Genomic DNA, 21,857 nt, shown 5'->3' with positions numbered 1-21,857 from the left:
AAGTGCCCGTCACGCGTTTTCAAGCAAAAAAACGCGCGAACTCGGCGACCGGCGCGCGCTCGGTGACGAGGCGGTTCTCGATCGCGGCCGGGTCCGCATGGCCGAGCGACATTCCGCACACGAGCTGCTCGTGGTCCGGAATGCCGAGATGCGCGGCGACGACCCGGTGAAACGGCACGAACGCCGCCTGCGGGCAGGTGTCGAGGCCGCGCGCGCGGGCGGCGGTCATCAGGCCCTGCAGGAACATCCCGCAATCGAGCCACGCGCCGTGCGTCATCACGCGGTCGAGCGTGAAGAACAGCGCGACCGGCGCATCGAAGAAGCGGAAGTTGCGCGCGTGCTGCGCATGCATGCGGTCCTTCTCGTCGCGGCGGATCTCCAGCAGGCTGTACAGGTCCCAGCCGACCTTGCGCCGCCGGTCGATGTACGGCGAGATCCATTCGCGCGGATAGTAGTCGTATTCGGCCACGTACTTCTCGTCGCGCGCGGGGTCGTCGTAGGCCGCGGCGAGCGCATCGGCGAGCGCATCGCGCGTCGCGCCCGTCGCGACGTACACGCGCCACGGCTGGATGTTGGTGCCCGACGGCGCGCGGCTCGCCGCTTCGAGGATGGCCTCGAGCGTGTCGCGCGGCACGGGCGTCGGCAGGAACGCGCGGATCGCGCGGCGCGTGGTCAGTGCGTCGTCGACGGCGCGGATCGCGTCGGCATCGGCGCGGGCGGAAACGGCGGGGACGGACATCGGCGTTCCTTCGCAGCGGGGAGCGGCGGCGGCGCGCGCGGCGCCATCGGCGGGGCCGGCGCGGCGGCCGGCAAGCTGTCGATGATACGCCGCGCCGCGCGGGCGTGCAGCGCGCGCGGCCTGCTAGCAGCACACGCGCGCGGCTGCTTGCTTGCGCTGGAGTGCTGGCCCGCTACACTGAAATCGAAAGGGTCTGATGGTGCGGTACGTAAGCGGCAGCGAGGTTGGTATGACGACGGCGATGGTGAAACAGGAACTGGCGGTGGCGTCCTTCAGCACGGTGTACGACCTCGATCAGGTCGAGACGGCGCTGAACGATCTGAACGAAGGCGCGAGCGACGCACTGCGCGCCACCTACGAGCGGATGCTGAAGACCGGCAACTTGCGCTTTTGCGTGAAGCCGAACCGGATGCCGTCGTTCGACGAGCTCGGCGAGGTGTTGCCGAATTTCGTCGAGCCGCTCGACGACGTGCGCAAGCAGGTCGCGCTGTGCCTCGAGACCGACGACCGGCTCGAGCTGATGCCGATCCTGCTGCTCGGCCCGCCGGGCATCGGCAAGACGCATTTCGCGAAGGCGCTCGCGCAATTGCTGGGCACGTCGTACCACTACGTGCCGATGAGTTCGCTGACCGCGGGCTGGATCCTGTCGGGCGCGTCGTCGCAATGGAAGAACGCGAAGCCGGGCAAGGTGTTCGACGCGCTCGTGAACGGCAGCTATGCGAACCCGGTGATCGCGGTCGACGAGATCGACAAGGCGGGCAGCGATGCGCAATACGATCCGCTCGGCGCGCTGTATGCGCTGCTCGAGCACGATACCGCGCGCGTGTTCGTCGACGAATTCGCCGAGGTGCCGATCGATGCGGGCAACGTGATCTGGGTCGCGACCGCGAACGACGCGCAGGCGATTCCGGAGCCGCTGCTCAACCGGATGAACATCTACGAGATCGCGCCGCCCGACGCGGCCGGCGCGCGCCGCATCGCGCAGACGATTTACGACGAGATCCGCACGTCGCACGCGTGGGGCCGGCGGTTCCCGGCCACGCTCGGCGACGACGCGCTCGACGTGCTCGCCGCGACGCCGCCGCGCACGATGCGGCGCGCGCTGCTGCATGCGTTCGGCGCCGCGCGCCTCGACGGGCGCGACGCGGTCGAGCCGCGCGACATCCGCGCGGACGAAGGTGCGGCCAAGCGCCGCCCGATCGGGTTCTGACATTCGGGAGCGCGGCGGGCGGCGGCGCGGGATCGGCGAGATACATCCGGCTACACATGTGTCCTGCATGCGTGCGAGCCGGGACGTACAATCGTCTTCTCTCCCTCGACGCGATAACGACGCGAAAAGCCATGGAGCAGATCGATTGTGTGGTGATCGGCGCAGGCGTCGTCGGCCTCGCGATCGCTCGCGAACTTGCGGCGCGCGGCCGCGACACGCTCGTGCTCGAGGCGGCCGACGCGATCGGCACCGGCACGAGTTCGCGCAACAGCGAGGTGATACACGCTGGCCTCTACTATCCGCGCGGCTCGCTGAAGGCGCTGTCGTGCGTGCATGGCCGCGACCTGCTGTACGAATTCTGCGAGACGCATCACGTGCCGCACCGGCGCATCGGCAAGCTGCTCGTCGCAACCTCCGCCACGCAGGTGAAGCAGCTGAAGGCGATCGCCGCGCGCGCCGAGGAAAACGGCGTGCTCGACCTGACGCCGCTCACGCGCACCGAGGCGCAGGCGCTCGAGCCCGCGCTCGAATGCGTCGAGGCGCTGTTCTCGCCGAGCACGGGCATCGTCGATTCGCATCAGCTGATGCTCGCGCTGCTCGGCGATGCCGAACGCGACGGCGCCGTCTGCGTATTGAAATCCCCGGTCGAATCGATCGACGTGCTGCGCGGCGAGCGCTTCGTCGTGCGCACGGGCGGCGACGCGCCGGCCGAGTTCGAGGCGGCCTGCGTGATCAACAGCGCGGGCCTCGGCGCGCAGGCGCTCGCGCGCCGCACGCGCGGGCTCGATCCGCGCTGGGTGCCGCCGCTCTATCTCGCGCGCGGCAACTATTTCAGCCTGTCCGGCCGCGCGCCGTTCTCGCACCTTGTCTATCCATTGCCGGACCGCGCGGGGCTCGGCATCCACCAGACGCTCGACCTCGCCGGGCAGGCGCGCTTCGGGCCGGACGTCGAATGGATCGACACGCTGCGCTACGACGTCGATCCGGCGCGCGCGGACGCGTTCTACGCATCGATCCGCGCGTACTGGCCGGCGCTGCCGGACGGTGCGCTGCAGCCGGCCTATGCGGGCATCCGCCCGAAGGTCGCGGGGCCCGGCGAAGCGCCTGCCGATTTCATCGTGCAGGGTGCGGCGCAGCACGGCGTGCGCGGCCTCGTGAACCTGTTCGGGATCGAGTCGCCGGGGCTCACCGCGGCGCTCGCGCTCGCGCAGCGGGTGGGCGACATGACTGCGTACGGGTGACGGGTGACGGGTGACGGGTGACGGGAGGCGGGAGGCGGGAGGCGGGCGGCGGGCGGCGGGAGGCGCCGCGGCAAGCGGCGAAACCATCCGTGTTAATTCTTTTATCTCCGGCATTTCGGGCCGCACATTCCCGCGCCCGGGCGTTATGCTGTCGAACGGCTGTCGCTAGAACAGCTTTCAAACTTATAACGTTGGAGCGAGTCCTCATGAAAACATCCCGTCGCAGTTTCCTGATCACGAGCGTCGCCGCCGTGTCTGCCGTCGCGCTGTCGTCGCGCGAAGCGCTGGCCGCCGACCTGCCGATGCTCTCCGAAAGCGATCCGACCGCGCAGGCGCTCGGCTACAAGGCAGACGCCACCAAGGTCGACAAGGCGAAGTATGCGAAGTACGCAGCGGGCCAGGATTGCGCGGCCTGCATGCTGTACCAGGGCAAGCCGGGCTCCGCATCCGGCCCGTGCGGCGCATTCCCGGGCAAGCAGGTAGCAGCCAAGGGCTGGTGCAGCGCATTCTCGAAGAAGGCGTGACGCCCGCGCGGCATCATGCGGTGCCGCAGCAATCATGAAGCGCCCGCCATCGATGGATGGCTGGCGTTTTTTAATGCTTGAAAACGGTTCCGCACCTTTCTACACTCGCTCCAGACCGGCGCGCAGCAGCGGCTCCCGCGCGGCGCACTCCGGCACGGCGACTTCACGAGGGGCGAGACACGCATGGCGACGATTGCGGGTTCAACGAATTCAGTCAGTCCGGAGCGCGCGCTGAACCGGCGCGCAGTGGTGGCGGCGGTCATCGGCAACGCGCTCGAGTGGTACGACTTCACGGTCTTCAGCTTCATGGTGGTCGTGATCGCAGAATTGTTCTTCCCGACGTCCAGCGAATATTCGTCGCTGCTGCTGACCACCGCGACCTTCGGCGTCGCGTTCTTCATGCGGCCGATCGGCGGCGTCGTGCTCGGGCTGTATGCGGACCGCGCCGGGCGCAAGGCCGCGCTGTCGCTCGTGATCCTGCTGATGACGGGCGGCATCTTCCTGCTCGCGGTCGCGCCGCCGTACGCGGCGATCGGCATCGGCGGCCCGCTCCTGATCGTGCTCGGCCGGCTGCTGCAGGGCTTTTCCGCGGGCGGCGAGTTCGGCAGCGCGACCGCGCTCTTGATCGAAGCCGCGCCGTTCTCGAAGCGCGGCTTCTACGGCAGCTGGCAGATGGCGAGCCAGGCCGCGGCGCTGCTGATCGGCGCGCTCGTCGGCGCAGCCGTCACGCGCGGCTTCACGCCCGACGTGCTGCGCGCGTGGGGCTGGCGCGTGCCGTTCATCCTCGGGCTCGTGATCGGGCCGATCGGCTTCTACATCCGCCGCCATCTCGCCGATTCGGAAGCCTTCCTGCACGCGCAGCAGAGCGCGCGGCGCGCGACGCTCGGCGACGTGTTCGCGCGCCACTCGCGCGAGGTGCTGTGCGGGCTCGGCGCGGTGATCGCGCTGACCGTGACGATCTACGTGCTGATCAGCTACCTGCCGACTTTCGCGGTGAAGCAGCTGAAGCTGCCGTATGCGCAGTCGTTCTACGCGGTGATCGTCGGCAACCTGCTGCTCACCGTGCTGTCGCCGCTCGCCGGCGCATGGTCGGACCGCATCGGCCGCAAGGGCCTGTCGCTGTGGTCGCTCGTGCTGACGTTCGCGCTGATCTATCCGCTGTTCACGTGGCTCGACGCCGCGCCGAGCATCGGGCGGCTCATCATCGTGCAGGCGGTGCTGTCGGTGGCGCTCGCGGGCTACTACGGGCCGTTCGGCGCGATGATCGCCGAGCTGTTCCCCGCCAACGTGCGCTCGACCGGGCTGTCGGTCGCGTACAACGTCGCGGTGATGCTGTTCGGCGGATTCGGACAGTTCATCGTCACGTGGCTGATCAAGGTCACCGGCTCGCCGTTCGCGCCGACCTGGTACGTGATGGCGGGGCTCGCGCTGTCGATCGTCGCGGTCGCGTTCGTGCCGGCGCGCAGCGCGGATCTCGACGCTGGCGCGTGAGCGCCGCGCCCGTTCGCCGCGGCGCGGAAATTGTTTAGTTGTCGAAGGAAACACGCGCCGCACGATCGAAACCGCCGCTCGCGCGGGCGGCTGCGTGTGTCACGTAGCGGAAACATCCGCCGCGAGCCGCGCCGGCGCGCCTAGAGGAGTTTTTTCTCCAGCTTGTTGCGGTATCGCTAGCTCAAGTAATATCCGCGTACCCGGCCCCCTGAGGGCCGGTTCCGATCTGGAGACCTGGAGGAAACATGGAATACAACCGTCTGTTGCACACCCTGCGTGTTACCGCCATGGCAGGCGTGGCAGCGGCATCGTTCGGCATCGCGGGCTCTGCATTCGCACAGATCCCGAACAAAACGCTCGTCTACTGCTCAGAAGGCAGCCCGGCGGGGTTCGATTCCGCGCAATACACCACCGGCGTCGATTTCACCGCCGCCACGTTCACCGTCTACAACCGTCTCGTCGAATTCGAGCGCGGCGGCACGAAGGTCGAACCGGGCCTCGCCGAAAAATGGGATGTGTCCCCGGATGGCAAGGTCTACACCTTCCACCTGCGCCACGGCGTGAAGTTCCATTCGACCGACTTCTTCAAGCCGACGCGCGAATTCAACGCGGACGACGTCGTGTTCACGTTCCAGCGCATGCTCGACCCGAACCAGCCGTTCCGCAAGGCGTACCCGGTGTCGTTCCCGTACTTCACCGACATGGGCCTCGACAAGCTGATCACGAAGGTCGAGAAGGTCGACCCGTACACCGTGAAATTCACGCTGTCGGAACCGAACGCGCCGTTCATCCAGAACATGGCGATGGAGTTCGCGTCGATCCTGTCGGGCGAATACGCGGACCAGCTGCTGAAGGCCGGCAAGGCCGCCGACATCAACCAGAAGTCGATCGGCACGGGCCCGTTCATCTTCCGCAGCTACACGAAGGACGCGACGATCCGTTTCGATGGCAATCCTGACTACTGGAAGAAGGGCGAAGTGAAGATCGCGAAGCTGATCTTCTCGATCACGCCCGATCCGGGCGTGCGCGTGCAGAAGATCAAGCGCAACGAGTGCCAGGTGATGACCTATCCGCGTCCGGCCGACATCGCGACGCTGAAGGCCGACGCGAACGTCGACATGCCGTCGCAGGCGGGCTTCAACCTCGGCTACCTCGCGTACAACGTCGAGCACAAGCCGATGGACAAGCTCGAGGTGCGCCAGGCGCTCGACATGGCGATCAACAAGAAGGCGATCCTCGAATCGGTGTACCAGGGCGCGGGCCAGGCCGCGAACGCGCCGATGCCGCCGACGCAATGGTCGTACGACAAGAGCCTGAAGATGCCGGCGTACGACACCGCGAAGGCGAAGGCGCTGCTGTCGAAGGCCGGCTTCCCGAACGGCTTCGAGATCACGCTGTGGGCGATGCCGGTGCAGCGCGCATACAACCCGAACGGCCGCCTGATGGCCGAGATGATCCAGGCCGACTGGGCGAAGATCGGCGTGAAGGCGAAGATCGTCACGTACGAGTGGGGCGAGTACATCAAGCGCGCGCATGGCGGCGAGCAGGACACGATGCTGATCGGCTGGACCGGCGACAACGGCGATCCGGACAACTGGCTCGGCACGCTGCTCGGCTGCGAGGCGATCAAGGGCAACAACTTCTCGCACTGGTGCTACAAGCCGTTCGACGAGCTCGTCCAGAAGGGCCGCACGACGAACGGGCAGGACGCACGCACGAAGATCTACACGCAGGCGCAGCAGGTGTTCGCGCAGCAGGTGCCGTTCTCGCCGATCGCGAACTCGACCGTCTACCAGCCGGTGCGCAAGAATATCGTCGACATGCGCATCGAGCCGCTCGGCTACGCACGCTTCGATGGTGTGAGCGTGAAGTAACGCAGCAGGCGTAAGCTGTCACGAAAACCGGCTTGAAAACACCCGGCGGCGAGGGGCCACGAGCTCCTCGTCGCCGGTCGCACATTTCCCACAAGAAAATACGAGACGCATCATGTTCCGATTCGTATTGCGCCGCGTGGGCATGGTGATCCCGACCTTCATCGGCATCACCATCCTCGCGTTCGCGCTGATTCACCTGATACCGGGCGACCCCATCGAAGTGATGATGGGCGAGCGCGGCGTCGATCCCGCGATGCATGCAGAGGCGATGAAGCGCCTCGGGCTCGACCTGCCGCTTCCCGTGCAGTATTTCCACTACATCGGCCGTGCGCTGTCGGGCGACCTCGGCACGTCGATCATCACCAACACGAGCGTGGCCGGCGAGTTCTTCGCGCGCTTCCCGGCGACCGTCGAGCTGTCGCTGTGCGCGCTCGTCTTCGCGCTCGCCGTCGGCCTGCCGGCCGGCGTCATCGCGGCGCTGCGGCGCGGCTCGATCGTCGACCACGGCGTGATGGGCACCGCGCTCACCGGCTATTCGATGCCGATCTTCTGGTGGGGGCTGATCCTCATCATGGTGTTTTCGTCGTACCTGGGCTGGACGCCCGTGTCCGGCCGCATCGCGGTCGAATACGAGATTCCGCACGTGACGGGCTTCATGCTGATCGACGCGCTGCTCGCGCCGGACGAAGGCGTGTTCCGCTCGGCGGTCAGCCACCTGATCCTGCCGTCGATCGTGCTCGGCACGATTCCGCTCGCGGTGATCGCGCGGATGACCCGTTCTTCGATGCTCGAAGTGCTGCGCGAGGACTACATCCGCACCGCGCGCGCGAAGGGGCTGTCGCCCGTGCGCGTCGTCGTCGTGCATGCGCTGCGCAACGCGCTGATCCCGGTCGTCACCGTGATCGGCCTGCAGATCGGCACGCTGCTCGCCGGCGCGGTGCTGACCGAGACGCTGTTTTCGTGGCCCGGCGTGGGCAAGTGGCTGATCGACGCGATCGGCCGCCGCGACTATCCGGTCGTGCAGGGCGGCATCCTGCTGATCGCGACCCTCGTGATCGTCGTGAACCTGGCCGTCGACCTGCTGTACGGCGTGCTGAATCCGCGCATCCGCCACACGAGGTAAATCATGAGCAACCTGCAAAACACCTTGCCGAGCGAAACCGCGCCGGTCGGCGGGCGCACGCTCGCGCTGCGCGAATTCTGGGCCAATTTCTCGCGCAACCGCGGCGCCGTCGGCGCGGGCATCGTCGTGCTGGTGCTGATCGTCGTCGCGCTGTTTGCGCCGCTGATCGCGCCGCACAGCCCGGTCGAGCAATACCGCGATTTCGTGAAGATCCCGCCCGCGTGGCTCGAAGGCGGCAACTGGAAGTTCGTGCTCGGCACCGACGAAGCGGGCCGCGACATCCTCTCGCGGCTGATGTACGGCGCGCGGATGTCGTTCTGGATCGGCTTCGTGTCGGTCGTGCTCGCGCTGATCCCGGGCATCGTGCTCGGGCTCGTCGCCGCGTTCTTCCAGAAGTGGGCCGACACGCCGGTGATGCGCGTGATGGACGTGCTGCTCGCGCTGCCGTCGCTGCTGCTCGCGGTCGCGGTCGTCGCGATCATCGGCCCGGGCCTCACCAACACGATGTTCGCGATCGCGATCGTCGCGCTGCCCGCGTACGTGCGCCTCACGCGCGCGTCCGCGCTCGGCGAGCTGCAGAAGGAATACGTGACGGCGTCGCGCGTGGCGGGCGCCGGCACGCTGCGGCTGATGTTCTCGCAAGTGCTGCCGAACTGCACGGCGCCGCTGATCGTGCAGGCGACGCTCGGCTTCTCGTCGGCGATCCTCGACGCGGCCGCGCTCGGCTTCCTCGGCCTCGGCGTGCAGCCGCCGACCGCCGAGTGGGGCGCGATGCTGGCCTCCGCGCGCGACTACATCGACAACGCATGGTGGATCGTGACGATGCCGGGCCTGTCGATCCTGATTTCGGTGCTTGCGATCAACCTGCTCGGCGACGGGCTGCGCGACGCGCTCGATCCCAAACTGAAACGGATGGCCTGATATGAAACGACCCCCACGCTCTCTTTGTTCGCTCGGGGGGGCGAAGCCCCCCCGTCTTCATCGGGCACAATCATTGAAGCACCCGACGGCCCGGCGGAGGCTGACATGAGCGAGAACCTACTGACCATCCGCAATCTCGCGGTGAATTTCAACGGCCTGCCCGCCGTCGACCGGATCAACCTGTCGATCGCGCCGGGCGAGGTGGTGGGCGTCGTCGGCGAATCGGGCTCGGGCAAGAGCGTGACGATGATGGCGCTGATGGGCCTGATCGACGCGCCGGGCAAGGTGACGGCCGACGAAGTCACGTTCAATGGCGTGGACCTGCTGAAGGCGTCGCCGAAGGCGCGCCGCAAGATCATCGGCAAGGACATCGCGATGGTGTTCCAGGACGCGCTGACGAGCCTGAACCCGAGTTACACGGTCGGCTACCAGATCAAGGAAGTGCTGAAGCTGCACGAGGGGCTGCGCGGCGACGCGCTTCACCGCCGTGCGCTCGAGCTGCTCGACCAGGTCGGCATTCCCGACCCGAAGAGCCGCATCGATTCGTTCCCGCACCAGATGTCGGGCGGGATGAACCAGCGCGTGATGATCGCGATGGCCGTCGCGTGCAACCCGAAGCTGCTGATCGCCGACGAGCCGACCACCGCGCTCGACGTGACGATCCAGGCGCAGATCATGGATCTGCTCGTGAAGCTGCAGAAGGAGCGCGGCATGGCGCTCGTGCTGATCTCGCACGATCTCGCCGTGGTGTCGGAGGTCGCGCAGCGCGTCGCGGTGATGTACGCGGGCGAGGTCATCGAGACCAATCGCGTGCCGGACATCTTCGCGCATCCGCATCATCCGTACACCGAAGCATTGCTCGCGGCGATTCCCGAGCACAACAAGGGGGCGCGTCGCCTTGCCGCATTGCCGGGGATGGTGCCGGGCCGCGATGATCGCCCGTCCGGGTGCCTGTTCGCGCCGCGCTGCAAGTATGCCGTCGACGATTGCCGCAAGGCGCGCCCGGCGCTCGACACGCTCGTGGCGGGCAACGACGCGATGCGCGCGCGCTGCATCAAGCCGCTGAATCTTTCGAACTCCGACCTCACGGCTTTGCATGGGACCGGAGTAAGCGCTAAAGCGCCAACTCCGGTCGACAGGAGGACGCAATGAATACAACAATCCACGAAACGCCTCGCGTGCCGCACGACGAGGATGCGGTGCTGGTGGCCGACCAGCTCGCGAAGCACTACACGGTGAAGCGCGGGATGTTCGGCCAGGGCACGGTGAAGGCGCTGAACGGCGTGTCGTTTTCGCTCAAGCGCGGCAAGACGCTCGCCGTCGTCGGCGAGTCAGGCTGCGGGAAATCGACGCTCGCGCGCCAGCTGACGATGATCGAGACGCCCACGGCGGGCCACCTGACGATCGACGGCAAGGACGTCGCCGGCGCGGACCGCCAGACGATCGCCGAGCTGCGCCGCCGCGTGCAGATGGTGTTCCAGAACCCGTTCGCGTCGCTGAACCCGCGCAAGACCGTCGAGCAGACGCTGTCCGAGCCGCTCGAGATCAACACGAACCTCTCCGCGCAGGAGCGCGCGCAGCGCGTCGCGCAGATCATGCGCACGGTCGGCCTGCGGCCCGAGCATGCGAAGCGCTATCCGCACATGTTCTCGGGCGGGCAGCGGCAGCGCGTGGCGATCGCGCGCGCGATGATCCTCGATCCGCGGATCGTCGTCGCCGACGAGCCGGTGTCCGCGCTCGACGTGTCGATCCAGGCGCAGATCCTGAACCTGTTCATGGACCTGCAGGAGCAGTTCAAGACCAGCTACGTGTTCATCTCGCACAACCTCGCGGTGGTCGAGCACGTCGCCGACGACGTGATGGTGATGTATTTCGGCAGCGTGGCCGAGCTCGGCGACAAGGCGAAGATCTATGCGCATCCGCGCCATCCGTACACGCGTGCGCTGATGTCGGCGACGCCGGCGATCTTCGAGGAAGACCGCCGCGTGCAGATCAAGCTGCAGGGCGAGCTGCCGTCGCCGCTCAATCCGCCGTCGGGCTGCGCGTTCCATCAGCGCTGCCCGTATGCAGTCGAGCGCTGCCGGGCCGAGGAGCCGCAGCTGCGTGAAGTCGACGGGCGCTACGTGGCTTGCCACCGCGCCGAGGAGGTGGGGGAGGCGAATGCCTGAAGGCTTGGCGGCGCGCGATTCGTCTGCGCGCCGAGTGCGCATCGGCGGTACGCGCGTGCGTCGCGCGTACCGCAACGCACGCCGCTGGAGCGTGCGCACGATGTCCGGCGCGGCGCTGGCCGGTGCGTGCGCGGCGGCCAGCCTCGTCGTACCCGTCAACCTCGTGCGCGCCGAGGGGCGCGCGCCGGCGACGGCGCCGCTCCATCCGTCGCAGGTGCCGCCGCCCGGCATGAGCCTGCCGGGCTTCCACACGCCGCCGTCGGTGTCGAACGGCACGGTGGCGAGCGGCGCGGTGCGTGCGGAGCCCGCGCGCATGCCGTTCTACGTCGCGACCAAGGGCAAGGTGACGATCTACGTGCTGGGCACGCTGCACACCGGCGACCCGTCCGACTATCCGGCCGCGCAGCCGTTCCGGCCGCGCGTCCTCGCGGCGCTCGCCGCATCGCCGACGCTCGCGCTCGAGCTGTCGCCGGACGACCTGCTCGAATCGCAGGACGACGTGTCGAAGTACGGCGTCTGCAATTACGCGTGCCTGCCGCGCCTGTTGCCGGAGCCGCTGTGGCAGCAGCTCGCGGCGCGGCTGCGCGGCAACCCGGCCGCGCTGGCCGGCATCCGCAAGATGCGGCCGTGGCTCGCGGCGCTCGTCGTCGAGACCTACGATTCGCTGGCGGCCGGCCTGCAGACCGAATACGGCACCGAGGCGCAGCTGCAGAACGTATTCCTGAAGAAGAAGGGCGGCAAGGTGGTCGGGCTCGAGACGCTCGCCGAGCAGATGCGCGCGTTCACGGGCCTCACGCTCGCCGAGCAGCGCGAGATGCTCGCGCAGGACATGGTGCAGACGCCCGCGCAGAACGCCGCCGACATCAAGGCGCTGCACCGGCTGTGGCGCATCGGCGACGCCGATGCGCTTGCCGCGTGGGCCGTCGCGAAGAGCGAGCGGCTGTCGCGCTCGAAGGCGCTGTCCGCGTCGATCGACAACAAGATCCTGTTCGAGCGCAACCGGCGCTTCGTTGCGCGGATGGCGACAATGACCGCGCCGAACCGGCCCCTGTTCGTCGCAATCGGCGCGCTGCATCTGGGCGGCGGGCGCGGCGTGCTCGAATTGTTGCGCCAGCAGGGCTATCGCGTCGACGCGAACTGAGTGCGCGCCGTCGCGCGGCCCTGATCCTCCCCCGTTTGATTGCCGATTCGCGCGCGGCGTCGCACGCCCGCACGGTGGCGCGCATCCGTAAGGAAAACCCTCGATTCCTCAGAAAATGGCGTTTAAAACGATTGACATCCCGTTCGGCCAATATCTATTCTTCATCCCATAAGTTGAAAAATTGCAAACAACAGATAAGTTCTACGGGGTAGCAAAAATAAAGCGCGGGGTTAGCGTTGCCGGCACGTAATTCGCGTGCCGGCCGCGGAGAGTCTGCATGCACGGCGGGGCCAACCATCGTCCGATACAAACGCATGTAGTCCGACTTGCGGATAAGCGACGTTCCGTCGTCCGGCCGGGGGATGCAGTAACGGGCGGCGGCGGGCGTTTTTTGATCCGGAGCATGGCTTTCCGGTCGCCGTCTTCGGACGGCTTCGACGTTGACGGTCGGCCGCAGGCCGTATTCAGCCAACAGCAAAGCGCCTTATGGGCGCTTTTTTGTTTTTCGGTGAGTGGTTCTCGCGTCCCGGCTCAGTCCTGCCGGCCGCTCACGCGCCCTCGTCCGCCTGCAACGCCCCCGGCGCGACGACATCGATCCCTGCCTTCTCCAGCGCCGCACGAATCCGCCGCGCAAACGCCAGCGCATGCGGCCCGTCGCCATGCAGGCAGACCGTCTGCGCATTGAGCGGCACCCACTCGCCGCTGACCGCGCGCACCCGCCGGTCGCGCACCATGTCGAGCGTGCGCGCGATCACCTCGTCTTCGTCGTCGACCAGCGCGCCCGGCTCGCTGCGCGGCACGAGCGAACCGTTCGCGCGGTAGCCGCGATCGGCAAACACTTCCTCCACGGCCGCGAGCCCCGCCTGTCGCGCGGCCGCGACGAACACGCTGTTCGCCAGGCCGAACACCGCGAGCGACGGATCGAAATCGTGAATCGCGGATACCACCGCGTCGGCGATCATCGGATCACGCGCGGCCTGGTTGTACAGTGCGCCATGCGGTTTCACGTGCGCGATGCGGCCGCCTTCGGCCTGCGCGATCGCGGACAGCGCGCCGAGCTGGTACAGCACGCCCGCATAGATGTCACCGGCCGGCAGCTGCATTTCCTTGCGGCCGAAATTCTCCGGATCGTGAAAGCTCGGATGCGCGCCGATCGACACGCCCTTCTGCACGGCCCAGCGCACGCAGTCGCGCATCGCGTTCGGGCCGCCCGCATGCCATCCGCACGCGACGTTCGCCGACGTGACGAGATCGAGCAGCGCCTCGTCCGATCCGTATCCCTCGCCGAGATCGGCGTTCAGATCGATTTCCATGATGTTCCTCGTCCACTTATTGCGTGATGCGGCGCCTGGACGCGGCGCCTGTTATTGCACAGGTATCGTCATGCCGCGCGCGACTGCGCGCGCTGGCGGGCCTCCTCGCGCATCGCGATCGCGACGTCGATCTGCCGCAGGTAGGCACGCTCCGCGGCGAGTGCGTCGCGCGCGACGTCCGGCGTCGTGCGCACGAAGCGGATCGGCAGGTTCAGGCGCGCTTGCGCGAGCTTCCACAGGTCCGCGCGAATCACCGTCCCGATCTTAGGATAGCCGCCCGTCGTCTGCGCGTCGTGCATCAGCACGATCGGCTGCCCGTTCGGCGGCACCTGGATCGTGCCGGGCAGCACCGCGTGCGACAGCAGCTCCACCGGCCGCTCGCGCGCCAGCTCGGCGCCGGCGAGCCGATAGCCCATCCGGTTGCTGTTGGCCGTCACCAGCCATTCCTCATCCCAGAACGCCTGCTGCGCAGCCGCGGCGAACGACGCGTAGTCGGGCCCGGGCAGCACGCGCACCGGCATCGCCCACGGCGCGTGCGTGGGCCGGTGCCGGCGCGGCGGCTCGTCGACGCGCACGAACCCGCACCAGGCCGGCGCCTTGACGCCGAACTCGGGCGCGTCGGCCGCGAGGCAGCCGGCGCCCGCCGGCGGCGCGCCGACCGGCAGACGATCGCCGTCGCGCAGCGCGCGGCCGCCGAGGCCGCCGAAGCGCGACGCGAGATCGGTGCTGCGCGAGCCGAGCATCGGCAGCACGTCGATGCCGCCCGCGATGCACAGATAGCCGCGCATCCCGCGTTTCGCGGCCGGCAGCGTCAGCGTCTGGCCGGCCTCGACCGGCAGGCTCCACCACGAAAACACCGGCCTGCCGTCGAGCGTTGCGCCGAATTCGGTGCCGGTGATCGCGATGCGTGTCGCGCGCGTGAAGCGGAAGGCGGCCGGGCCGATCGTGATCTCGACGGCGGCCGCGTCGGGGCGGTTGCCGACGAGCCGGTTGCCGACCTCGAGCGCGAGGCTGTCGAGCGCGCCGCCCTGCGCGACGCCGAGATGGCGCGCACCGTGGCGGCCGAGATCCTGCACGGTCGACAGCGGGCCGGCCCGCAACACCTCGATGCTGCCCGGCGCTTTGCTCTGGCTCATGTCGCGTGGACCCCCGCAATGGTGAAGCGCACCCGGTCGCCGGGCAGGAGCAGCGCCGGCGGCTGCCGGGACGGATCGAACAGCACGCTCGACGTGCGGCCGATCAGCTGCCAGCCGCCGGGCGACGTGGTCGGATAGACGCCCGTCTGCGCGCCGCCGATGCCGACCGAACCGGCCGGCACCTCGAGGCGCGGCGTCGCGCGGCGCGGCGTGTGCAGCGATGCGTCGAGCCCGCCGAGATACGCGAAGCCCGGCTGGAAGCCCAGGAAGAACACCACGTATTCGGCCGCGGCATGCCGCGCGACCACCTCGTCGACCGTGAGGCCCGTGTGCGCGGCGACGGCCTGCAGGTCGGGCCCGGCGTCGCCGCCGTATTCGACCGGGATCTCGATCTCGCGGCCGTCCGCGTGCTCGACGTCGGCGTTCTCCCACGCGTCGAGCAGCGCGGCCGACAGCGATTCGGCGGACGCGGCGAGCAGGTCGAACACGATCGTCAGGTTGTTCATGCCCGGCACGACGTCGACGACGTGCGGCCAGGCGCGCGCGGCCTCGGCAACGGCCCAGACGCGGCGCTGGCAATCGAGCGTGGCGGGAGGCGGCACTTCGCAGACGAGCGCGGCGTCGCCGAGCGGGTAGATGCGTGGATGCGTCATCGTTCTGGCACGGTTCGGGCGCTCATGTTAGCGCACATTGTCAAGAAGATATCGATAACTTGCCAGTAAGCGTTTTTGCCTAGCTGGTGCCCGCAGGCAGGTGTCGTACACTCGGCACACCCTGACCTCCTGCCCGCGCCGAGTGCCTCATGAAGCGTCAACCGCCCCAGTTCGTTTCTTCCGAACACCTGGTTTCCGATTCGAGCGCGGAGCTGTCCGAGCTCGAATACGGGCTCATCATGGCGGGCAACGCATTCAACCGCTGGATGGTGCGGTGCATGTCGGCCGCCGGCGCGAAGGACATGACGGCGGTCGAGGTGTCGCTGCTGCATCACGTCAGCCATCGCGAACGCAAGAAGAAGCTCGCCGACATCTGCTTCGTGCTCAACATCGAGGATACGCACGTCGCGACCTACGCGCTGAAAAAACTGATCGCCCGAGGCTACGTCAAGAGCGAGAAAAGCGGCAAGGAAGTGTTCTTCTTCGCGACGGACACCGGGCGCGAGCTGTGCCTGAAGTATCGCGAGGTGCGCGAACACTGCCTGATCGAGACGCTCAAGGACAGTGGCCTCACCAACGAACAGATCGGCAACGCGGCGCAGCTGCTGCGCCACGCGTCCGGCCTGTACGACACCGCCGCGCGGGCGGCGGCGTCGCTGTAGGCGGCCGCGCGGCGGCCGCCGGCGACGGCGGGCGTGCAGGCCGCCGATTGCGACGGCAGTTTGACGCGACGGCACACGCGCCGGACGGCGAGGCCGGCTTTCGACGGGCTTTCCGTGCTCACGCGTCGGCCACGTAGGTTTCCTCGTCGGTCACGACCCAGCGCATCGCGAGATCGTGGTCTTCGGCGGGCAGCGCATCGACCCGGCATGCCTCGTAGGCGATGCCGACCGTCACCGGCAGCGCGTCGCCCGGCCACGCGGCGAGCGTGCGGTCGTAATAGCCGCCGCCATACCCGAGCCGGTACAGCCACGTATCGAACCCCACGCACGGAATCAGCAGCAGGTCCGGCACCACGACCACGCCCGACGCGGGCTCCGGAATCCGGTGATGCCCTTCGCGCATCGGCGTTTCAGTGTCCCACGCATGGAATTCGAGCGGCGCGCGCTGTTCCCGGATCACCGGCAGCGCGGCCTGCCGGCCGGCCTGCGCGTCGCGCCATGCGAGCACCGCCGCGCGTGCGTCGAACTCGCCCGGCAGCGGCCAGTAGAACCCGACCGTGCGCGGCGCGAGCCGCTCGAGCAGCGCACGCAATCGCGCGTCGAGCGCATCGTTCGCGGCGGGCTGCGACCCGGCGTCGCGACGGGCCAGGGACAGCGCCTTGCGCAGCGCCAGCTTCCGTTCGGCCAAATGGTTGCGTGCTATGCTTTCGCTCACTCCGTGCTCCATTCAAAACGATGTCGAACAGCCTTTTTCGAGTATATCGCGCGGTCGCGCTGACGCTTTCGGCCGCCGCGCTCGTCGCGGGCACGGCAGCCTGCGCCGCACCGTCCGACGACTTGCTCTCCGGGGACGACCAGACCTTCGTGCAGCTGCGCGAGGCCGCGCGCCGCAACGACGCCGCGAAGGCCGCGCAGCTCGCCGCGATGATCCCGAATTATCCGGTGCCGTCCTACCTCGACTATTTCCAGATCAAGCCGCAGCTGTTCGATGCGACGGGCCGCGCGCGCGTCGATGCGCCGGACGCGCCCGTGCTGTCGTTCCTGCAGCGCTACGACGGCCAGGCGATCGCCGACCGCATGCGCAACGATTACCTGCTCGTGCTCGGCGCGCGCCACGACTGGCGCAAGTTCGACGAGCAGTACAAGCGCTTCGTGCTCGACGACGACACGCAGGTGAAGTGCTACGCGCTCGCGTCGCGCGCGGCGCGCGGCGAGAACGTCGCCGATGCGGCGCGCGCGCTGCTCGTCGAGCCGAAGAACTACGGCGACGCATGCGTCGACCTGATCACCGCGCTCGCCGTCAACCAGCAGTTTACGAGCGACGACGTGTGGCAGCAGGTGCGTCTCGCATTCGAGCAGAACTACACGACGCTTGGCGGCAAGATCGTCGATGCGCTCGGCGCGCGCCCGGTCGGGTTCGACCAGGCGACGAGCGCGCCGCCGCTGTTCCTCGCGCGCGGCGTCGGCGCCGACGCGGCGTCGCACCAGCTCGCGCTGATCGCGATCGGCCGCATGGCGCGCAACGATCCGGACCAGGCGGCCGGCATGCTCACGTCGCTCGCGCCGTCGCTGACGAAGCCGGAACAGGCGATCGCGTGGGGCGCGATCGGCTACCAGGGCGCGCTGAAGCGCTCGGCGCTCGCGTCGGTCTGGTATGCGAAATCGGCGAACGCGCCGCTGTCGAACTCCGCGTACGAATGGCGCACGCGCAGCGCGCTGCTGGTCGGCAACTGGCCGATGGTGCGCTGGTCGATCGAGCAGATGCCGCCGTCGCTGCGCGACGATCCGGCGTGGGTCTACTGGCATGCGCGCGCGCTCAAGCAGAGCGGCGACACGCTGCAGGCGAACCAGGAATTCGAGCAGATCGCCGGGCAGTTCAACTTCTACGGGCAGCTCGCCGGCGAGGAACTCGGCCAGCGCACGAAGATCCCGCCGCGCACCACGGTGAGCGACGCGGAAATCGGCGAGATGGCCAAGGTGCCGGGCTTCGCGCTCGCGCAGCGCTTTTACGCGCTGAACCTGCGCCTCGAAGGCAACCGCGAATGGAACTGGCCGCTGCGCGGGATGACCGACCGCCAGCTGCTCGCGGCCGCCGAATACGGCAAGCGCGTCGAGCTGCTCGACCGCACGGTGAACACCGCCGACCGCACGAAGGCCGAGCACGACTTCACGCTGCGCTACCCGTCGCCGTATCGCGACATCGTCGAGCGCTACGCGCAGTCGACCGGCCTCGACATCGAATGGGCGTACGGGCTGATCCGCCAGGAATCGCGCTTCATCACCAGCGCGCGTTCGTCGGTGGGCGCGGGCGGCCTGATGCAGCTGATGCCGGCCACCGCGCAGCTCGTCGCGAAGAAGCTCGGCCTCGGCCCGATCTCGCGCGCGCAGATGCACGACATCGACACCAACATCCAGCTCGGCACCTGGTACCTGGCGGACATCTACAACAACTTCGACAGCTCGCCGGTGCTCGCCACCGCGGGCTACAACGCGGGGCCGGGCCGGCCGCGCCAGTGGCGCCAGGTGCTGACCCAGCCGGTCGAGGGCGCGATCTTCGCGGAGACGATTCCGTTCAACGAGACGCGCGACTACGTGAAGAACGTGCTGTCGAACACGGTCTATTACGCGGCGCTGTTCGAAGGGAAGCCGCAGTCGCTGAAGAAGCGGCTAGGGACGATCTCGCCCTGATCCGCAACCGCAACCCGCACACTGCCGCGCACGACGCGGCAGTGTGCTTTAGGGCCCGTCATTCGCGGGCACGGGCCCGGTGGAGACTCGAACATGGATCGCCAGACCGTTGCGCTGCTGGGCGGCACCGGCTTCATCGGCAGCCGGCTCGTGAACGCGCTGATCGAAGCGGGCAGGCAGGTGCGGATCGGCACCCGCCGCCGCGACCATGCGCGCCATCTGATGATGCTGCCGGTCGAGATCGTCGAGCTCGACGCGTTCGACGAACGCAGCCTCGCCCGCTTCGTCGCGGGCGCGCACGCGGCCGTGAACCTCGTCGGCGTGCTGCATGGCGGCCACGGCACGCCGTACGGCCCCGGCTTCGAGCGCGCGCACGTCGCGCTGCCGGCCGCGTTCGCGAGCGCGTGCGTCGAGACCGGCGTGCGGCGCCTGCTGCACATGAGCGCGCTCGGCGCGGATTCGAACGGCCCGAGCATGTACCAGCGCTCGAAGGGCGACGGCGAAGCGGCGCTGCATGCGATCGCGGCCACCGATTCGCTCGCGCTGACGATCTTCCGTCCGTCGGTCGTGTTCGGGCCCGGCGACGCGTTCCTCAACACCTTCGCGCGCCTGCAGCGCACGCTGCCGGTGCTGCCGCTCGCGATGCCCGACGCGCAGTTCCAGCCGGTGTTCGTCGGCGACGTCGTGCGCGCGTTCGTCAACACGCTCGACCTCGCGGCCGCGCACGGCAAGACCTACGAACTCGGCGGCCCGACGGTCTATACGCTCGAGGCGCTGGTGCGCTACTGCGGCACGCTGGTCGGCCGGCAGGCGCGGATCGTGCGGCTGCCCGACGCGCTCGCGCGCTTGCAGGCGACGTTCTTCGAATGCCTGCCGGGCGAGCCGGTGATCACCCGCGACAATCTCGCGTCGATGTCGGTGCCGAACGTGCTGTCCGGCCCGCTCGCACCGGAGCTCGGCATCGAGCCGGCGAGCCTCGAAAGCATTGCGCCGGTTTATCTCGGCGACGCGGCGGAGCGTTCGCGCTTCGACTGGTTCCGCTCGCGCCGCTAACCTTCACCCTGCGTTTTCCGGGAACTCAGTCATGAAACTCGTCATTGGAGACAAGAACTACTCGTCGTGGTCGATGCGGCCGTGGGTGCTGCTCAGGCACTTCGGCATTCCGTTCGACGAAATCGTCGTCGAGCTGGATCGCGACGACACGACCGCGCGCATCCTCGAGCACTCGCCGACCGGCAAGGTGCCGTGCCTCGTCGACGATCACGGCTTCGCGATCTGGGATTCGCTCGCGATCGCCGAGACGCTCGCCGAGCGCTATCCGCAGCATCCGATGTGGCCGGCCGACGCGCTCGAGCGCGCGCGTGCGCGCTGCATCAGCGCCGAGATGCATTCGGGCTTCGCGGCGCTGCGCACGCAGATGGGGATGCACGTGCGCGCGTCGCTGCCGGGCCGCGGCGCGACGCCCGAATCGCTCGCCGACGTCGCGCGCATCGACGCGATCTGGAGCGAATGCCTCGAGGCGTCCGGCGGGCCGTTCCTGTTCGGCGAATTCGGCATCGCCGATGCGATGTACGCGCCGGTCGTGATGCGCTTCAACACGTATGCGCCGGGCCTGTCGCCGGAAGCGTCCGGCTACGTCGAGCGCGTGACCGCGTTGCCGGCGGTGCAGCAATGGATCGACGATGCGCGCCGCGAGACGCACGTGATCGCCAAATACGAGTCGTTGCCATGAAGGTCTACGCAGTAGGCGGTGCGATTCGCGACGCGCTGCTCGGCGCGCCGGTGCAGGACCGCGACTACGTCGTGGTCGGCGCGACGCCCGAGCAGATGGTCGCGCAGGGGTTCAAGCCGGTCGGCAAGGATTTCCCGGTGTTCCTGCATCCGCAGACGCACGAGGAATACGCGCTCGCGCGCACCGAGCGCAAGACGGCGGCCGGCTATCACGGCTTCCAGTTCTACTTCGCGCCGGACGTGACGCTCGAGGACGATCTCGCGCGGCGCGACCTGACGATCAACGCGATGGCGCGCGAGGTGAGCCCGGACGGCTCGCTGGTCGGGCCCGTGGTCGATCCGTTCGACGGGCAGGCCGACCTGCGCGCGCGCGTGTTCCGGCATGTGGGCGACGCGTTCGTCGAGGATCCGGTGCGGATCCTGCGCATCGCGCGCTTTGCCGCGCGCTTCGCCGATTTCACGATCGCGGGCGACACGCTCGCGCTGATGCGGCGGATGGTCGATGCGGGCGAGGCCGACGCGCTCGTCGCCGAGCGCGTGTGGCAGGAGGTTGCGCGCGGGCTGATGGAGCGTCGGCCGTCGCGGATGTTCTCGGTGCTGCGCGAGTGCGGCGCGCTCGCGCGGATCCTGCCCGAGGTCGATGCGCTGTGGGGCGTGCCGCAGCGCGCGGACTACCACCCGGAAGTCGACACCGGCGTGCACGTGATGATGGTGGTCGACCATGCGGCGAAGCAGGGCTATTCGCTCGCGGTGCGCTTCGCGGCGCTCACGCACGATCTCGGCAAGGCGACGACGCCCGAGGATGTCCTGCCGCGCCACATCGGCCACGAAGGGCGCAGCGTCGAGCTGCTGAAGCCGCTGTGCGAGCGGCTGCGGGTGCCGAACGAATGCCGCGACCTCGCGCTCGTCGTCGCGCGCGAGCACGGCAACCTGCATCGCGTGATGGAGATGGGCGCGGCGGCGCTGGTGCGGCTGTTCGAGCGCGCCGACGCGCTGCGCAAGCCCGCGCGCTTCGCGGAGATGGTGCAGGCGTGCGAAGCCGATGCGCGCGGCCGGCTCGGGCTGGAGGCGCAGCCGTATCCGCAGGCGGAGCGTTTGAGAGTGGCATTGATGGCCGCACGCGCGGTGGATGCCGGGGCGATCGCGAGCGGGTTCCCGGGCGATCCGGGCAAGATTCGCGACGCCGTGCATCGCGAACGGGTGCGGGCCGTGGCGCAGGCGGTCAACGTCGACGAGTGACGC

The 21,857-nt window shown here is 68.5% G+C and carries 21 protein-coding genes; 15 read left to right on the top strand and 6 right to left on the bottom strand.

Translation table 11 applies throughout. From position 1 onward, the window contains the following. Positions 1 to 19: 19 nt before the first annotated feature. On the bottom strand, positions 20 to 739 hold the full coding sequence (locus HWY45_RS13475; RefSeq protein ID WP_059886541.1) for a nitroreductase: 720 nt from the start codon (positions 737 to 739) through the stop codon (positions 20 to 22). A gap of 229 nt (positions 740 to 968) precedes the next feature. On the opposite strand from HWY45_RS13475, the gene HWY45_RS13470 reads away from it, so the two are divergent. From HWY45_RS13470 to HWY45_RS13425, 10 genes are all read left to right on the top strand, one after another. Next, a complete protein-coding gene (locus HWY45_RS13470) occupies positions 969 to 1,949 on the top strand; it encodes an AAA family ATPase (RefSeq protein WP_017334555.1) in 981 nt (326 codons plus the stop codon). Between the two features lie 131 nt (positions 1,950 to 2,080). Then, complete coding sequence (locus HWY45_RS13465) at positions 2,081 to 3,190, top strand: NAD(P)/FAD-dependent oxidoreductase (protein ID WP_059886538.1); 1,110 nt, start codon at positions 2,081 to 2,083, stop codon at positions 3,188 to 3,190. Between the two features lie 206 nt (positions 3,191 to 3,396). Then, positions 3,397 to 3,714 (top strand): high-potential iron-sulfur protein, encoded by a 318-nt coding sequence (locus tag HWY45_RS13460; RefSeq protein WP_059803446.1) that lies wholly within the window; start codon positions 3,397 to 3,399, stop codon positions 3,712 to 3,714. A gap of 183 nt (positions 3,715 to 3,897) precedes the next feature. Beyond that, the gene (locus HWY45_RS13455; protein ID WP_059886536.1) at positions 3,898 to 5,205 is read left to right on the top strand and encodes an MFS transporter; all 1,308 of its coding nucleotides are present in this window, start codon (positions 3,898 to 3,900) and stop codon (positions 5,203 to 5,205) included. A 245-nt stretch (positions 5,206 to 5,450) separates the two neighbouring features. Next, entirely contained in the window at positions 5,451 to 7,079 is a 1,629-nt protein-coding gene (locus tag HWY45_RS13450) for an ABC transporter substrate-binding protein (protein ID WP_059886534.1), read from the top strand. A 112-nt stretch (positions 7,080 to 7,191) separates the two neighbouring features. Continuing rightward, positions 7,192 to 8,202, top strand: coding sequence for an ABC transporter permease subunit (locus tag HWY45_RS13445; protein ID WP_059563726.1), 1,011 nt, complete (start codon positions 7,192 to 7,194; stop codon positions 8,200 to 8,202). Positions 8,203 to 8,205: 3 nt separating this feature from the next. Next, positions 8,206 to 9,123: an ABC transporter permease subunit gene (locus HWY45_RS13440; RefSeq protein ID WP_059886532.1), complete on the top strand. Its 918-nt coding sequence runs from the start codon at positions 8,206 to 8,208 to the stop codon at positions 9,121 to 9,123. Between the two features lie 105 nt (positions 9,124 to 9,228). Further along, a complete protein-coding gene (locus HWY45_RS13435; RefSeq protein ID WP_059563728.1) occupies positions 9,229 to 10,275 on the top strand; it encodes an ABC transporter ATP-binding protein in 1,047 nt (348 codons plus the stop codon). Beyond that, a complete protein-coding gene (locus tag HWY45_RS13430; protein WP_059803442.1) occupies positions 10,272 to 11,291 on the top strand; it encodes a peptide ABC transporter ATP-binding protein in 1,020 nt (339 codons plus the stop codon). The genes HWY45_RS13435 and HWY45_RS13430 overlap by 4 nt, the downstream gene beginning before the upstream one ends. After that, positions 11,284 to 12,432: a TraB/GumN family protein gene (locus HWY45_RS13425; RefSeq protein WP_059563730.1), complete on the top strand. Its 1,149-nt coding sequence runs from the start codon at positions 11,284 to 11,286 to the stop codon at positions 12,430 to 12,432. The genes HWY45_RS13430 and HWY45_RS13425 overlap by 8 nt, the downstream gene beginning before the upstream one ends. Before the next feature lie 154 nt (positions 12,433 to 12,586). On the opposite strand, the gene HWY45_RS13420 is transcribed toward HWY45_RS13425, so the two are convergent. From HWY45_RS13420 to pxpB, 4 genes are all read right to left on the bottom strand, one after another. Next, positions 12,587 to 12,904, bottom strand: a complete 318-nt coding sequence (locus HWY45_RS13420) for a hypothetical protein (protein WP_150999289.1) — start codon at positions 12,902 to 12,904, stop codon at positions 12,587 to 12,589. Positions 12,905 to 12,980: 76 nt separating this feature from the next. Next, the gene (gene pxpA / locus HWY45_RS13415) at positions 12,981 to 13,745 is read right to left on the bottom strand and encodes a 5-oxoprolinase subunit PxpA (RefSeq protein ID WP_059886530.1); all 765 of its coding nucleotides are present in this window, start codon (positions 13,743 to 13,745) and stop codon (positions 12,981 to 12,983) included. Between the two features lie 68 nt (positions 13,746 to 13,813). Further along, a complete protein-coding gene (locus tag HWY45_RS13410) occupies positions 13,814 to 14,881 on the bottom strand; it encodes a 5-oxoprolinase subunit C family protein (RefSeq protein ID WP_059886528.1) in 1,068 nt (355 codons plus the stop codon). After that, on the bottom strand, positions 14,878 to 15,534 hold the full coding sequence (gene pxpB / locus HWY45_RS13405; protein ID WP_059886526.1) for a 5-oxoprolinase subunit PxpB: 657 nt from the start codon (positions 15,532 to 15,534) through the stop codon (positions 14,878 to 14,880). Before pxpB ends, HWY45_RS13410 begins: the two co-directional genes overlap by 4 nt. Positions 15,535 to 15,683: 149 nt before the next feature. On the opposite strand from pxpB, the gene HWY45_RS13400 reads away from it, so the two are divergent. Beyond that, positions 15,684 to 16,196 carry a winged helix DNA-binding protein gene (locus tag HWY45_RS13400; protein ID WP_059563734.1) on the top strand — a complete coding sequence of 171 codons (513 nt, stop codon included), beginning with the start codon at positions 15,684 to 15,686 and terminating at the stop codon, positions 16,194 to 16,196. Between the two features lie 118 nt (positions 16,197 to 16,314). On the opposite strand, the gene HWY45_RS13395 is transcribed toward HWY45_RS13400, so the two are convergent. Next, positions 16,315 to 16,923: a 5-formyltetrahydrofolate cyclo-ligase gene (locus tag HWY45_RS13395; protein WP_059886524.1), complete on the bottom strand. Its 609-nt coding sequence runs from the start codon at positions 16,921 to 16,923 to the stop codon at positions 16,315 to 16,317. Between the two features lie 8 nt (positions 16,924 to 16,931). Here HWY45_RS13395 and HWY45_RS13390 point away from each other — a divergent pair, with 8 nt between their 5' ends. The 4 genes from HWY45_RS13390 (at position 16,932) to HWY45_RS13375 (ending at position 21,854) form a co-directional block, all read left to right on the top strand. Next, entirely contained in the window at positions 16,932 to 18,884 is a 1,953-nt protein-coding gene (locus HWY45_RS13390) for a lytic transglycosylase domain-containing protein (RefSeq protein WP_059563736.1), read from the top strand. A gap of 93 nt (positions 18,885 to 18,977) precedes the next feature. Next, complete coding sequence (locus HWY45_RS13385; protein ID WP_059886522.1) at positions 18,978 to 19,937, top strand: complex I NDUFA9 subunit family protein; 960 nt, start codon at positions 18,978 to 18,980, stop codon at positions 19,935 to 19,937. Between the two features lie 31 nt (positions 19,938 to 19,968). Then, positions 19,969 to 20,616 (top strand): glutathione S-transferase family protein, encoded by a 648-nt coding sequence (locus HWY45_RS13380; RefSeq protein WP_059563738.1) that lies wholly within the window; start codon positions 19,969 to 19,971, stop codon positions 20,614 to 20,616. Next, positions 20,613 to 21,854 carry a multifunctional CCA addition/repair protein gene (locus tag HWY45_RS13375; RefSeq protein ID WP_059886520.1) on the top strand — a complete coding sequence of 414 codons (1,242 nt, stop codon included), beginning with the start codon at positions 20,613 to 20,615 and terminating at the stop codon, positions 21,852 to 21,854. Before HWY45_RS13380 ends, HWY45_RS13375 begins: the two co-directional genes overlap by 4 nt. The last annotated feature ends 3 nt before the right edge of the window (positions 21,855 to 21,857 follow it).

The organism is Burkholderia stagnalis (assembly GCF_902830275.1).
GTDB lineage: Bacteria > Pseudomonadota > Gammaproteobacteria > Burkholderiales > Burkholderiaceae > Burkholderia > Burkholderia stagnalis.
Note: the sequence above shows the minus strand (reverse complement) of the source record. Positions and strands in the feature narration are given on the sequence as shown.